Source organism: Mesorhizobium sp. ORS 3428 (assembly GCF_001854785.1).
GTDB lineage: Bacteria > Pseudomonadota > Alphaproteobacteria > Rhizobiales > Rhizobiaceae > Mesorhizobium.
This window is the reverse complement of record NZ_MDFL01000068.1, coordinates 14242-28161: the sequence shown is the minus strand read 5'-3', so window position 1 is coordinate 28161 and position 13920 is coordinate 14242. Positions and strand designations below refer to the sequence as shown.

Sequence of the window (13920 nt, the reverse complement as noted above, 5' to 3'; positions counted from 1 at the left end):
GTCGAAGGAGGAACCGATTTTGCTGGCAGGAGGTTCCGCCGAATTCGCGCCGGCGGGGTTTCCCGCGACCGGCTGGAAAAACCGGTCGCGGCAGAAGGTGGCTCAGCCGAATTTCGGGTCGAGGCTGCCCGATTTGTAGCGCTTGGCCATTTCCGACAATGGGATCGGCTTGATCTTCGGYGCGTTGCCGGCGGTGCCGAACTGCTCGAAGCGCTCCTTGCAGAGCTTCTTCATCGCCGCCATGGCCGGCGTCAGATATTTGCGCGGATCGAACTCCGACGGGTTCTCGGTCAGCACTTTGCGGATCGCGCCGGTCAGCGCCATGCGGTTGTCGGTGTCGATGYTGATCTTGCGCACGCCGTGCTTGATGCCGCGCTGGATCTCTTCCACCGGCACGCCCCAGGTCGGCTTCATCTGGCCGCCATATTTGTTGATGATCTCCTGCAACTCCTCAGGCACCGAGGACGAGCCGTGCATGACGAGATGCATGTTGGGCAGACGGCGGTGKATCTCCTCGATCACATTCATCGCCARCACCGCGCCGTCCGGCTTGCGCGAGAACTTGTAGGCGCCGTGGCTGGTGCCCATGGCCACCGCCAGCGCATCGACATGCGTGTCGCGCACGAACTGTTCGGCCTGCACAGGGTCGGTGAGCAACTGGTCGTGGCTGATCGCGCCTTCGACGCCGTGGCCGTCTTCCTGCTCGCCACCGCCGCTCTCCAGCGAGCCCAGAACGCCGATCTCGCCCTCCACCGAAACGCCGCCCCAATGCGCCATGTCGACGACGCGCCGCGTGATGCCGGAATTATAGGCATAGTCGGCGGGCGTCTTGCCGTCCTCCTTGAGCGAGCCGTCCATCATCACCGAGGTGAAGCCGTACTGGATCGCGGTGACGCAGGTCGCTTCGTTGTTGCCATGGTCGAGATGCATGCAGACCGGGATGTCGGGATGGATCTCGACCAGCGCGTCGATCAGCTTGGCCAGCACCACGTCATTGGCATAGGCGCGTGCGCCGCGGCTGGCCTGCAGGATGACCGGCGACTTGGTCTCCTCGGCGGCCTCCATGATGGCGAGCCCCTGTTCCATATTGTTCATGTTGAAGGCAGGCACGCCATAGCCGTGTTCGGCGGCATGGTCGAGCAATTGTCTCAGTGTGATGCGAGCCACCCAATAGTCTCCCGTATCTGGTTTCGAGCCCGTGTTCGAGGGCCGTCCGCTCGTCGGCCGGCCCTGAAAGCTTCTGGCCGGAATTCAGGGCGTCCGCAACCTTCCGCAGCCCCTTCGGCCGCAATTCTTGTTGCAGGGCTGAAATCCGGCCTTGTCGATCTTAGGCCGCGAGTCGCTCGCGGGCGGCGAGGATGTCGACGCAGGCCTTCGCGGCCTCCTTGCCCTTCACCTTGAAATGTTCGTGGAAGAAGCCGTGATGCTCGGCGCTCTCATGGTAGTTGTGCGGCGTGAGCACGGCCGACAGCACCGGCACGCCGGTCGCAAGTTGCACGCTCATCATGCCGTCGATAACGGCACCCGCCACGAAATCGTGGCGATAGATGCCGCCATTGACGACGAAGGCGGTGCCGAGGATCGCGGCATAGCGGCGGGTCTCGGCGAGCGTCTTGGCGTGCAGCGGAATCTCGTAGGCGCCCGGCACATCGAAGATGTCGACGGCGAAGCCTCCGAGAGCGGCGAGCTCTGTCTCGAAGGCCGTGACGCACTGGTCGACGATGTCGACATGCCAGCGCGCCCGGATGACGGCGATGCGGCGGGTTTGCTGGTCTTTGGGGAAATGCTGATTCATGGGTCCTTCCTTCCGTTTCGAACCAGAATCAGGACGCACGACGCAAAAACCGGCCCGCGCCAACGGACCGTCCTGCGTACGTTCTCTTCCATCCGGACTGTAACCGTCGGCCCCGGAATCGCACCGGATCTGCTGACCCTCCCGTTTCCGGAAGGCGCTCGCGGGCTTGAGGCCGAAGCCTTCACCGCCGGTGGGGACTTTCACCCCGCCCTGAGAACTTAACGCAGCTTGTATGGAAGGGCGGATAAGTGATGTCAATTGGGGATGACATTCGGTCGTCATCCTAGGCCGGAGCAAGGAGCGAAGCGACGCGCGCGGACCCTAGGATCCACGCCGTGACGCTAAAGCGTTGCAACGATTACAGAATTCTGCGCCGTAGCGCCTATGCCGGAGGTCACGGAATGGATCCTCGGGTCAAGCCCGAGGATGACGAAGTGCTGGGGGAGATTAGCCGTCACCCCCGCTCCGGAAACATCGCCTTCAACCCCTCGCGCGAGGCCTTTGCCACGCCGCGCTCCGTGATCAGGCCGGTGACCAGCCGCGCCGGCGTCACGTCGAAGGCGGGGTTGGCCGCTGGGGTCGCATCTGGTGACACACGCACCTGTGCGATCTTGCCGTCCGCCGTCCTGCCCCAGACCAGGGAGACCTCGTCGCCGGAGCGTTCCTCGATCGGGATCTCGGCAAGCCCGTCGGCGACCGTCCAGTCGATGGTGGGCGAGGGGAGCGCGACATAGAAGGGCACGTCATTGTCGGCGGCGGCGAGCGCCTTGAGATAGGTGCCGATCTTGTTGCAGACGTCGCCATTGGCGGTCGTGCGGTCGGTGCCGACGATGACCATGTCGATGTCGCCATGCTGCATCAGATGGCCGCCCGCATTGTCGACGATCAGCGTGTGCGGCACGCCGTGCCCGGCCATCTCCCAGGCGGTCAGCTGGGCGCCCTGGTTGCGCGGCCTGGTCTCGTCTACAAAGACGTGGACCGGGATGCCGGCCTCGGTCGCCAGATAGATCGGCGCGGTGGCGGTGCCGTAGTCGACCGTCGCCAGCCAGCCGGCATTGCAATGAGTGAGGATGTTGACCGTCTCGCCCGGCTTCTTCTTCGCCGCGATCGCCTTGATGATGGCAAGCCCGTTCTCGCCGATGGCGCGGTTCAGCCCGACATCCTCGTCGGCGATCTCCGCGGCGCGCCGGTAGGCAGCCTCAGCGCGCGCTGTTGGCGCGAGCGGCTTCAGGGTGCGCCGCATCTCGTCGAGCGCCCAGCGCAGGTTGATCGCCGTCGGCCGCGTCTTGTGCAGCGTCTCCCACACCGCGTCGAGCGCTTCGTCCGACGCATCGTCGGTCATCTGGATGGCGACGCCATAGGCGGCGGTGACGCCGATCAGCGGCGCGCCGCGCACCCACATGTCGCGGATCGCGGTGGCGATGCCGGCGACGGTTCCGATCTTCTCGATGCGGAACTCATGCGGCAGCCAGCGCTGGTCGATGATCTCGACCGAACGCTTGTCGTCGCTGAGCCAAATGGTGCGGTAGTGGCGTTCGCCGACGTTCAAAGGCTGCTCTCCTGTTCGATCAGCGAGGCCATTTTGTTGACCTCGTCGATGCTGTGGATCTGACGCCGGTTGACGGCGATGTGGCGACCGAAGCGCAACGCCTTGGCCTCACATGTGGCGCGCAGGTCTGCGTCGGCAATGGTCTCGAAATCGGCGTTGTGGGCGAGGCCGAGGATGCGACGGTGCACCTCGATGCCGGCAAAGCCGAGCAGGTCGGTCCAGATGCCGGAGAGCATGTGATCGAGCGCCTGTTCGGCGCCGAGCCTGTCGCCCTGATGCTCGAACAGGCTTCGCTGATAAAGGATACCGGTGCGCTCGGTCCGCCACAGATGCGAGAACTCGGCGCGGAAGACGGCCCAGGTCTCGGCGGTGACTTTGAGAAGATAGGCGCGCATGGAGTCGCGGCTGCCTTTCTCCTCGTGGCCGCGCTGCGCGAAGAAGGCCATCCAGAAATTGGCGAGCAGCATGCCGACGTCGAAGGCGATAGGCCCGTAGAAGGCGAATTCCGGATCGATCATCCGGGTCTCGGAGTCGGTCACCATGATCGAGCCGGAATGCAGGTCGCCATGCAGCAGCGTCTCGGCATTGGCGGCGAAGAGATGCTTCAGCCGCTGCGCCTCGACCTTGAGGTCGCGGTCGGCRCGCAGTTCGGCGACAAGACCGTCGAGCTGCGGGCTGGTGTGTCGGTTCATCTTCGCGTCGAAATAGGGGTCGGAGAACACCAGGTTCTCGGTGATGTCGCAGAGCTCGACATTGTCGGCAAAGAGCGCGAGATCGGTTTTGCGCTCGCGCGTCGCCATCGACAGGTCGGAGCCGCGGAACAGCGTGCGGGCCATGAAGAGGCCGATGTCGCGCGCGATGTTCGGCAGCTCGCGGCCGTCGATCAGCGCGCGCCGCAGGATGACATGTGGCGGTGCCAGATACTCCATCACGATCAGCGCCTGGGTCTCGTCGAAATGGTAGATCGCCGGCACCGAGCCGGGCGCTCGGCGCTCCTGCCTGGTCAACGCATGATATTCGAAGAAGGAGCGCTTCAAGGGCAGCGGCCAGYTGTCGCCGACCAGCCGCACATAGGGCAGCGCCTGCTTCACCACCGCCGCGCCCTTGTCGCCCTCGACGATGAAGACGAGGTTCAGATTGCCGTCGCCGACCTCGCGTACTTTCCACTGACTGGCATCCTTGCCGATGCGCTCGGTCAGCGCTTCATTGGCGCCAAGGCGCTTCGGCAGCGTCTCCACCGACAATGCTTCGAACGGATTCTTCTCGGTCATCCTCTCCCCTCCTGCGCGTGGTCTGCGACGATAGCGGAGCCACGGCGGCGGGGCCAAGCTAGGTAGCGCTCTGGCAATTGTCAATCGTGTTGACAATTGATGAGTGACCCCATAGCGTCACGGTCAGGGAGGAACGAATGGGCGCAGATGCCGTGTTCCGTGTGGAGGGCCTGAGGAAATCCTTCGGCCAGAACGAGGTGCTTGGCGGCATCTCGCTCGACCTGTTTGCAGGCGAGGTGACGGTGCTGATGGGTGCCAACGGCGCCGGCAAATCCACTTTGGTCAAGATCATCAGCGGCGTCTACGTGCGCGGCGGCGGCACGATGCAACTTGCCGGCCAGGCTTTCGATCCCGGCACCCCGGCGGAAGCGATCCGCGCCGGCGTCGTCACCGTCCACCAGAACATAAACGACGGCGTGGTGGCCGATCTCGACGTCGCCACCAACCTGACGCTCGACCGGCTGAGCGGCAAGGGCGCGTCGTTGCTGTTCAAGCCTGCCGATGTCCGCGCCGAAGCCGGGGCCGTCGCCGACCGCATRGGGCTCGCCATCGATCTCAGGGCGCGTGTTGCCGACCTTTCGCTCGCCGACCGGCAGATGGTGGCGATTGCGCGGGCTATGGCGCACCGGCCCAAGGTGCTGATCCTCGACGAGCCGACCTCCTCGCTGTCGAGCGCCGAAGCAGACCGGCTGTTCTCGCTGATCGACCGGCTACGTGGGCAGGGCGTCGCCATCCTCTACATCTCGCACCGCATGTCCGATATCCGGCGGCTGGCCGACCGTATCGTCTCGATGCGCGACGGCGTCATCGCCGGTGTCTTCGACCGGAAGCCGCTCGACTATGAGGGCGCCGTCAACGCCATGCTCGGCCGCAAGATCCATCTCGACCGGCTGGTCGCCAGAAACTCGGCGCGCGCAATCTTCACCGCCGAAGGCCTGCAATTGGCGCATGGCGCCAAACCGATCTCGATGACGCTCGGCGCCGGCGAGGTGGTGGCGATCACCGGCCTGGTCGGCGTCGGCAAGACGGCGCTGGCCGAGACGCTGTTTGGCGTGCGCAGGCCGCTTGCCGGCAGCATGCACATGGACGGCAGGCCCTATGCGCCGCAATCGGCGCGCGAGGCGATCGCTGCCGGTGTCTTCCTCGTCGCCAAGGACCGTGCGATGAGCGGCATCGTCGGCGGCTTCAACATCGAGCGCAACATCAGCCTGCCTTTCCTCAAGCGCATGTCAGACTTCGGCGTCATGCGGCGCCGCGCCGAGCGCGTCGCCGCCCGCCGCCAGATCGGCGAGCTCGGCATCGTCTGCCGCTCCGAGAGGGACGAGCTCTCGGCGCTATCGGGCGGCAACCAGCAGAAGGTGATGGTGGCGCGCTGGATGTCGCAGACTTCGCGCCTCTTCATCCTCGACGAGCCGTTCCAGGGCGTCGACATCTCTGCCAGGCGCGACATCGCCGCCAAGCTGAGGGCAAGCGCCGACGGCCGCGCCACACTGCTCTTCGTCACCGAGATCGACGAGGCGCTGGAGACCGCCGACCGCATCCTGGTGATGTCGGAACACACGATCGTCGGCGAGCATCGGAACGCCGATATCGACCTCGACCGGCTGCTGGCTGAGGTGGCCGGCGGGCCGCTGCACGGTGGGGCGTGAGGCCGCACTGATGACGAGACTTGGAGTGCATGCATGAGTTCCAGTTTGGCAGAGAGGGCAACAACGCGGGAGCGTTCGATGACGTCGCGTGACTATGCCATCCGCTACGGCTTCATCGTGCTTCTGGCCGGGCTGATCGCCTATTTCACGATCGCCGCCGACGGTTTCGTCTCGCCGCAGAGCGCGGTCTTCATCTTCCAGTCGGTCGCCATCACCGGCGTGCTAGCGCTCGGCGTCACAGCGACGCTCGTCGTCGGCGGCTTCGACCTGTCGATCGGCTCGGTCGCCACCAGCGCCATGATGGCGGCCTCCTACGCCATGGTGGTGCTGCAGCAGAACGCCATTGTCGCCGTCATCGCCTGCTTGGCGATCGGCATTGTCGTCGGCCTGATCAATGGCTGGCTGATCGTCTATATGCGCGTGCCGGATCTGCTCGCCACGCTCGGCATGATGTTCCTGCTTCTCGGCCTCCAGCGCATTCCGACCGAGGGCCGCTCGATCGCGACCGGCATGACGATGCCCGACGGTTCGGTCGCCAACGGCAAGTTCTCGGAAGCCTTCCTGGCGCTCGGCCGCCACCGCATCGACTTCTTCATCCCGAGCCTGATCCCGGTCTCCGTGGTGGTGCTGGTCGTGCTGGCGGTGCTGATCTGGTTCTTCCTCGAATACACCCGCTTCGGCCGCATGATGTATGCCGTCGGCAGCAACGAACGCGCCRCCGAACTCGCCGGCGCGCCTGTCAAGGCATACAAGATCTGGGCCTACGTCATTTCGGGAGTTTTCGCCTCGATTGGCGGAATTTTGCTCGCCGCCCGGCTTGGACGCGGCGACATCGCCTCCGGTAATAATCTGCTGCTCGACGCTGTCGCCGCGGCGCTCATCGGCTACGCGGTGCTCGGCGCCGCCAAGCCCAACGCCTTCGGCACGGCCGTCGGCGCGGTGTTCGTCGGCGTCCTGCTGCAAGGCCTGACGATGATGAACGCTCCCTACTACACGCAGGACTTCGTCAAGGGCGCGGTGCTTGTCGTCGCCCTTGTCTTCACCTTCGCCCTTTCCGGCAGGGGCAAGAGATAGTTTCGACCGGGGCATAAACAACGGAGGAAATCGACGTGAGCATCACAAGAAGACTTTTGGGCAAGGCCGCGCTTGGCCTCGCGGGCGCGGCGCTGCTGATGCAGGGGACGGCACTTGCGGCCGACCGCCCGGCGCCATTCGACAAGCCCGGCGTGAAGATCGCGCTGGTGCGCTATCTCTCGACCGGTGACTTCTTCCAGGCCTATCTCTCCGGCGTCGAGGCGCAGGCCAAGGCGCTTGGCGTCGACCTGCGCGTGCTGGACAGCCGCCAGGATGCAGCGCTCCAGGCCGATATGGTCGACCAGGCGATTGCGCTCGGCGTGCAGGGCATCATCATCCAGCACGRCCTGACGGAATCGATGAAGGACGCTGCCCAGCGTGCGGTCGACGCCGGCATCRAGGTCGTCGCCTTCGACGTCAATGTCGAGAACCCGAAGATCCCGCAGATCGAACAGTCCGACCGCGACTTGGCAAAGCTCGCGCTCGAGCAGGYGGTCAAGGATAATGGCGAGAGCTGGAAGGCCGGCTATGTCTATGTCGCCGGCATCGCGCCGCTCGACCGCCGCAACGAGACCTGGGTCGACGTGAAGAAGAAATATTCGGGCATCAACGAAGTGGCCATGTTCGGCACGCTCGACAACCCGATCGCCAACTCCGTCGCCAACCAGGCGCGCTCTGTGCTGCAGGCGCATCCCGACATCAAGGTGATGTTCGCCCCCTATGACGAATTCGCCAAGGGCGTGAAGATCGCCGTGGACGAGGCAGGCCTCAACAAGGGCATCAAGATCTACTCGGCTGACATCTCGACCTCGGACATTGCCGCGATGCGCGAGCCGGACAGCGCCTGGGCCGCCACCGCCGCCACCAACCCGGCCGTCGTCGGCCAGGTCTCGGTACGCGCGCTGGCGCAGCTGCTCGCCGGCGAGGATCCCGGCCACAATGTGATCGTGCCGCCGACGCTGATCACCCAGAAGGAGCTCCTCGACAAGGACATCAAGAACATGGAGGACCTGTCGGCCAAGCTGCCGCAGTTCGCCCATGCCGATGTCGCCATGCCTGCCTGGATGCCGAACCCGAACGCCAAGTAAGCTGGTCTGAAAAGCGCTATCGGCAGCATTGGAAACGTCGGCGCTGCCCCTCATCCGCCCGCCGGCACCTTCTCCCCGTATAGTGACGGGGAGAAGGGGATGGCCGCGACCTTGGCGCATTTCCTACAACGCCTGAGATTGGCGAAACCGCCGGTGGCGGCGTCTTTCTCCCCGTCACTATACGGGGAGAAATGCCCGGCAGGGCAATGAGGGGCAGCGCCGACCGCCAAATATGATCAGAGCGCCTCGCGTGAGGCAGTCTTATGCGGCGTGCTTTAGCGATCAGAGAAAGAGCGGCTCTCGGGCCGCTCTTTTTTGCTGCTGCCGCCTATCAGCCCGACCGCGCGGCGCGGGCGAGCCCATGCGCCACCAGCCGGTCGATGACTTCCGGGTAGCTGACGCCGCTTGCCGCCATTGCTTTGGCGTACATGCTGATGTCGGTGAAACCCGGAATGGTGTTGAGCTCGTTGATCAGGAACGTCATGTCCGCCCTCACGAAGAAGTCGACGCGGGCCATGCTGTCGCAGCCCAGCGCACGGAACGCCTTCGCCGCCGTCTCGCGGATATCGCCTTCGATCTTTTCGGGGAGTTCGGCGGGCACCTTCAATGCCGCTCCGTCCTTGTCGATGTATTTGGCGTCATAGCTGTAGAAGCCGTGACTGTCGGCGGGCACGATCTCGCCGGGACGGGAAACGAACAGGCCCCCTTCTGTGTCTTCCAGAACGCTGCACTCGATCTCGCGGCCGCGGATGAATTCCTCCGCCAGAAGCTTGCCGTCGTGCTTGAACCCTTCGGCGAGCGCCGCCTGGTAACCCTTTTCATCGGCAACCTTGCTGACGCCGACGGAGGACCCCTGGCGGGCCGGCTTGATGAAGACGGGAAGCCCGAGCGCCTGCTCGATCTCCGCGAAGGTCGGCGCCGCCCCGACCAGGGTTGTGATGGAACGCGCCGTGGGCAGGCCGGCCGCCTTCAGCAGCCGCTTGGCGATATCCTTGTCGAGGGCCGTGGCCGAGCCCAGGATGCCGCAGCCGGCAAGCGGCACGCGCGCCACTTCCGCCAGGCCCTGCGCGGCGCCGTCCTCGCCATGGAGACCGTGCAGGACGGGGAACAGGATGTCGATTGCGGGCAGTTCGCGAGGTTGCTCACCGGCCGGAACGGCCAGCATTCGTCCACGCCCTCCCGGCACCAGGCAGACCTCCGCCCCGCTCAAGGGTTTGGTCAGCGCGCCGTCCTCGAAGCGGCTGAGCAGCCATTGCCCATCGCGGGTGACGAAGATCGGAACGGCATCGTATTTCGCCGGCTCCAGCGCGAGCATGACGTTGGTCGCCGAAAGCACTGACACGTCGTGCTCAGCGGATCGCCCGCCAAAGAGCACACCAATACGCAGTCTTTTCTCGGCCATCGACATCTCCCCTAATGATCAAGATCAGAACCCGACGGCGATGCCACGCCGGGCGAAAAAGCCATCGAAGGAGGCGAGCGGCAACGTGACGTTTGCCTGACTCTGCCGGTCATGGCCGGATRGATTGTGGAAACGGATTTCGCCTGGCGAGGCTGCAGTCACCAGCACCAGATGCCCGCCCTTCGACGGCGGCTCGCGCTCCGGCCAGCGGATCCCGGGATGCACAGAGGCGATGAAGTAGCTCCACCGCGAAAGAAGTCCGGGCACCATTGCCGCATCGACATTCGTCATCGTCTCGGCGGACAGGCTGAAACGTTCGCGGACGAACCGGACAAAGGGCTCGTAGATCAACCCCTTGATCGAACCGTCCCCGTCATTGACGACATAGCCGCCATAGGCCGTGCAGGCGCGGGCGAGCTCAAGCGTCGGATGGATTTCGCCGCGCACGGCAAGGATCATTTTCAGGCAGGCCATGCCGCAGACATTGACGGCCCAGCGCGCATAGTCCTCGACCGTCTCCGCGCCGGAGTTGCGCCACAGCGGATCGCGATGCAGTGCCGACGGTCCCTCTGCCAAAAGCGGCAAAGTCATGCCGGGCGATTCCCACTGGCTGAAATAAGGCACTTCCCTGGATTGCATACCGGCTCCAGCCTTGGGTCTCGCATGAGAGACACAAGGCACCCCCTAAAGCTGCGTGAGAGACAAGCGACGGATTGCAGCGGGATTTTGACCCGTTGGAGCAGTTTCCCAGCACAAAGTGCGAAGCGGTTTTCCGTCCGCAACTGCGTCAACACAAAGAGATGAAGCGGTTCGTGAAACGWCGAAACCGCTCCAAGTTATGTAGTTCAGCGCAGCGCCGCGGCGATATTGCCGCCATCCACCGTCGTCACGTCGGCGGTGGTGCGCTCGGCCAGCGCCTGGTGCAGGAAGGCCTGCGCCACGTCGTCGGCCGTCACCTCCTGCCCGAGCAGGTTGCCGGACATGTATTCCTTTTCCGACACGCCGCGCGCGCCGGAGCGGCTGGCGATCATCGCGTCGGTCAGGAGCCCGGACCGGATGCGGTCGGCATTTACAGCATTGGAGCGGATCCCGTGCGCGCCATAGTCCAGCGCATATTGCCGAGACAGGAATAGCGTTGCTGCCTTCGGCAGGCCATAGGCGCCGAATTTCGGCCCGGGATTGACGGCCTGCTTGGAGGTGTTGAAGAGCAGCACGCCGCCCGTGCCCTGTTCCAGCATGATGCGCACAGCGTTCTGCGCTGCCGACTGGTGGGCGAAGAAGTTGAGCTCGAAGCTCTTGCGCAGGAGAGCGTCGTCGAGCTCGCCGATCCGGCCTTCCCAGGCGGCGCCGGCATTCGAGACCAGGATGTCGACGCCGCCATAGACGGCGACCGCCTTATCGAAGGCGGCCCGAATCTCGGCCGGGTTGGTGATGTCGGCGCCGACACCGATCGAATTGTTGCCGGCCGCCTTCGCCGCCTCGGCAGCCTTGGCCGGATCGAGATCGACGATGACGGCATGCGCGCCGTTGGCGGCGAACAGCTTGGCCGTCGCCGCCCCAATCGCGCCGGCGCCGCCGGTAACCAGCACCACCTGGCCGGTCAGCGGCTTCGGCTTGTTCGAAGCAAGCTTCGCCTGCTCCAGCGACCAGTATTCGAGCGGGAAGAGATCAGCCTTGGAGAGCGGCTGGAAATTGCCGATGGCTTCCGCGCCGCGCACCGCCTCGATCCACATCTCGCCGACATCGGAGGCGATCTTCGCGTCCTTCAGCGTGCGGCCATGGCCGAACATGCCCAGCCCTGGCACCAGCGTCAGGCGCGGCATCGGGTCGAGCATGGTGCGCTTGACGTCGTCCAGCGCATCATTGGTCTCGAAATAGGCGCGGTAGTCCTTGGCGAAGGCCTCGACATGGCTGCGGATGACGGCCTTGTAGTCGCCGAGCTTGTCGGCGTCAGGGGCCGGAACCGCCATCGGCCCGGTCTTGATGCGGATCGAGAGGTCCGGCGTCGACACGCCGCGCCCGGCCAGGTCGGCGATCTTGATCGAATTGATGAAGTCGACGATCGCGTCGGAAGTGCGGAAGTCGCTGATCATGCGGTCGAAGCGGCCTTCGCCGCGCGCCACCGCCACCGCGCCGCGCAGCATCGGCGCGATGTCGCTTGGCCTGGCAAGCTTCGCCGGCAGCGCCGCCTTGGCCGCCTGCGGCCTGCCGTTCTTGGCGACATACTCCTCGGCGACGTTCACATAGTGGATCATCAGGTCATAAGCCTGCCTGGCATTGTCGCCGAAGGTGAAGATGCCGTGCTTGTCGAGGATCAGGCCCTCGACGCTCGGATCGGCATCAAAAACTTCCGCCGCTACCTTGGCGAGGTCGAAGCCCGGCTTGATGTAAGGCACGTAGCCTAGTCTGTCGCCGAACACCGTCTTTATCAGCGCCTTGCTGTCGTCCTGGTCGACGATGGCAAGGATGGCCGTCGAATGCGTGTGGTCGACGAATCTGTGCGGCAGGAAGGCGTGCAGCAGCGTCTCGACCGACGGGTTGGGGGAGGCGGGGTCGATGAGGTTGGAGCGCTGCAGCGCCACCATGTCCTCGTCCGACAGCTTGTCCAGCCCGCGCGCCTTGATGAGCGCGCCCATCTTCACCGCCGGCAGGCCTTGYGGCTCGATAACGGCCATGTCCCAGCCGCTGCCCTTGACGCAGAGCACGTCCCATTCGTCGCCGACCAGATCGGTGGCCTTGGTCTTGCAGGAGGTGTTGCCGCCGCCATGCAGCACGAGCCGCGGTTCACCGCCGAGGAGACGGGTCGTGTAGACGCGCAGCGCCAGGTCGCGGCCGACGCCCTTCTTCGCATAGTCGGCGACCATCTTTTCCGCGTCGGCGTCGTTCCAAAGGTTCTTCATTTCGTTCCGTCCGATGTCCGTCTTTTTGTTGCTCATGAACAGGAAGCCGCGACGTCCTGATGACAGAAGCGGCGAGGGTGGTTTTCTAGGAGGCCTTTTTGYTTGCGGCGCCTGCGTGCTCGAGAAGGCGCGCGGCCATATGCGCGCCGACCACGAGGTGCGAGCAGAGCCCGCCGGCGATTGCCGCAAGCAGCGGCTCGAACTTGCTGTCCTCCTGCACCACCATCAGCCGTTTCGCGATGGCGCGCAGCGAGGCGAGGTCGGCGGAGATGACACGCCGGTTGTAGCTGCAGTCGAGCACCTCGCCGTTGGCGTCGATGATCTGTCCCGCGATCACGCCGGCGRCGCCCTCCTTGCGAAGCGCCGTCATTTCGGCCGGCGTCAACGCACCACATTTCACCAGATGGCTGTCCGCATCGACCGCGCCGACGGAGTAGAGCGCCAGATCGCAATCGCTGATCCCGGCGAGCTGGTCGCGGATCACCGGTTCTGCGCGCAGGCCACGCGCGAGTTCCTCGGTCGACAGCACCAGAGGGGCGTAGAAATTGAGGCCCTTGGCGTTCAGCCGCCGCGCAATCTCCATCGTGCATTGGTCGGGCCGATAGAAGTAGGGCGCGCCGAGATTGCCGCAGAGCTGCACCACGGTGACGTCCTGCAAGTCGGCATAGGACATGATATCGGCGATGGTGTAGACGGTGCGGCCCCAGGCGACGCCGATGCGGTCGCCCTTCTTCACCAGTTCCAGAAAGACGCTTGCCGCCAGCACCGCGATATCGGTCGACGGGTCTGCGACATAGGCGTTTTCCGGCGCGATCCAGACGGCGTCCAGCTTGAAGGCGTCCTCCAGCCTGCGCGCCGTGACGTCGTCGGTGAAGRGCTGCGTCGAGGTCGAGATGTTGACGATGCCGGTCTCGCGCGCCTTGCGCAAGTACATGGCGACCGACGCGCGCGAAATCTTGAGCTGGTTCGCCACTTCGTCCTRGCGAAGGCCATGCGCATAGTAAAGCCAGGCGGCCTTGTGGATGAGCTGTTCTGCCGGTCGGATCGCCATGCCGCCTCCTCGGCTGACATTAGTCACGGCTCTCGACAAAAGTCAAATCGGCGCGGTTTGGTGCAAACGCCTGCTGGCGCGGTCCGATCAAGACGGCCATTCCAGCAAGGACGCGTATCATAGCATTTCTCGCTCGTTCGG

Annotated in this window: 11 protein-coding genes and 1 riboswitch; of the genes, 3 read left to right on the top strand and 8 right to left on the bottom strand. The window is 64.7% G+C overall.

What is annotated here, in order from left to right; translation table 11 throughout:
- Positions 1–102 precede the first annotated feature (102 nt).
- The 4 genes from fba to mtnK all read right to left on the bottom strand — a co-directional run bounded on the left by fba (position 103) and on the right by mtnK (position 4615).
- Positions 103–1167, bottom strand: a complete 1065-nt coding sequence (gene fba, locus ORS3428_RS07845) for a class II fructose-bisphosphate aldolase (protein WP_071096182.1) — start codon at positions 1165–1167, stop codon at positions 103–105.
- A 160-nt stretch (positions 1168–1327) separates the two neighbouring features.
- Positions 1328–1795, bottom strand: a complete 468-nt coding sequence (locus tag ORS3428_RS07840) for a 6,7-dimethyl-8-ribityllumazine synthase (RefSeq protein WP_071096181.1) — start codon at positions 1793–1795, stop codon at positions 1328–1330.
- 76 nt (positions 1796–1871) lie between these two features.
- A riboswitch (FMN riboswitch) is annotated at positions 1872–2017 on the bottom strand.
- Between the two features lie 232 nt (positions 2018–2249).
- Positions 2250–3344, bottom strand: coding sequence for an S-methyl-5-thioribose-1-phosphate isomerase (gene mtnA / locus ORS3428_RS07835; RefSeq protein ID WP_071096179.1), 1095 nt, complete (start codon positions 3342–3344; stop codon positions 2250–2252).
- A complete protein-coding gene (mtnK, locus tag ORS3428_RS07830) occupies positions 3341–4615 on the bottom strand; it encodes an S-methyl-5-thioribose kinase (protein WP_071096177.1) in 1275 nt (424 codons plus the stop codon). The genes mtnA and mtnK overlap by 4 nt, the downstream gene beginning before the upstream one ends.
- A gap of 137 nt (positions 4616–4752) precedes the next feature.
- Between mtnK and ORS3428_RS07825 the strand changes: the two genes are divergently transcribed.
- The 3 genes from ORS3428_RS07825 to ORS3428_RS07815 all read left to right on the top strand — a co-directional run bounded on the left by ORS3428_RS07825 (position 4753) and on the right by ORS3428_RS07815 (position 8426).
- A complete protein-coding gene (locus tag ORS3428_RS07825; protein WP_071096176.1) occupies positions 4753–6264 on the top strand; it encodes a sugar ABC transporter ATP-binding protein in 1512 nt (503 codons plus the stop codon).
- A gap of 78 nt (positions 6265–6342) precedes the next feature.
- Complete coding sequence (locus ORS3428_RS07820) at positions 6343–7338, top strand: ABC transporter permease (protein WP_071096175.1); 996 nt, start codon at positions 6343–6345, stop codon at positions 7336–7338.
- A gap of 35 nt (positions 7339–7373) precedes the next feature.
- Positions 7374–8426 (top strand): substrate-binding domain-containing protein, encoded by a 1053-nt coding sequence (locus tag ORS3428_RS07815; protein ID WP_071096174.1) that lies wholly within the window; start codon positions 7374–7376, stop codon positions 8424–8426.
- Between the two features lie 331 nt (positions 8427–8757).
- On the opposite strand, the gene ORS3428_RS07810 is transcribed toward ORS3428_RS07815, so the two are convergent.
- The 4 genes from ORS3428_RS07810 to ORS3428_RS07795 form a co-directional block, all read right to left on the bottom strand.
- The gene (locus ORS3428_RS07810) at positions 8758–9828 is read right to left on the bottom strand and encodes a D-alanine--D-alanine ligase family protein (RefSeq protein ID WP_443136846.1); all 1071 of its coding nucleotides are present in this window, start codon (positions 9826–9828) and stop codon (positions 8758–8760) included.
- Positions 9829–9852: 24 nt separating this feature from the next.
- On the bottom strand, positions 9853–10467 hold the full coding sequence (locus ORS3428_RS07805) for a hypothetical protein (protein ID WP_071096172.1): 615 nt from the start codon (positions 10465–10467) through the stop codon (positions 9853–9855).
- A gap of 206 nt (positions 10468–10673) precedes the next feature.
- On the bottom strand, positions 10674–12728 hold the full coding sequence (locus tag ORS3428_RS07800; RefSeq protein ID WP_071096351.1) for a bifunctional aldolase/short-chain dehydrogenase: 2055 nt from the start codon (positions 12726–12728) through the stop codon (positions 10674–10676).
- Positions 12729–12813: 85 nt separating this feature from the next.
- Positions 12814–13779, bottom strand: a complete 966-nt coding sequence (locus ORS3428_RS07795; protein WP_071096171.1) for a sugar-binding transcriptional regulator — start codon at positions 13777–13779, stop codon at positions 12814–12816.
- Positions 13780–13920: the final 141 nt, after the last annotated feature.

What these genes read in the sequence shown, in the direction of transcription:
- ORS3428_RS07840 (WP_071096181.1), bottom strand. Translation starts at nt 1,795, where the DNA reads ATGAATCAGCATTTCCCCAAAGACCAGCAAACCCGCCGCATCGCCGTC.
- ORS3428_RS07810 (WP_443136846.1), bottom strand. Translation starts at nt 9,828, where the DNA reads ATGGCCGAGAAAAGACTGCGTATTGGTGTGCTCTTTGGCGGGCGATCC.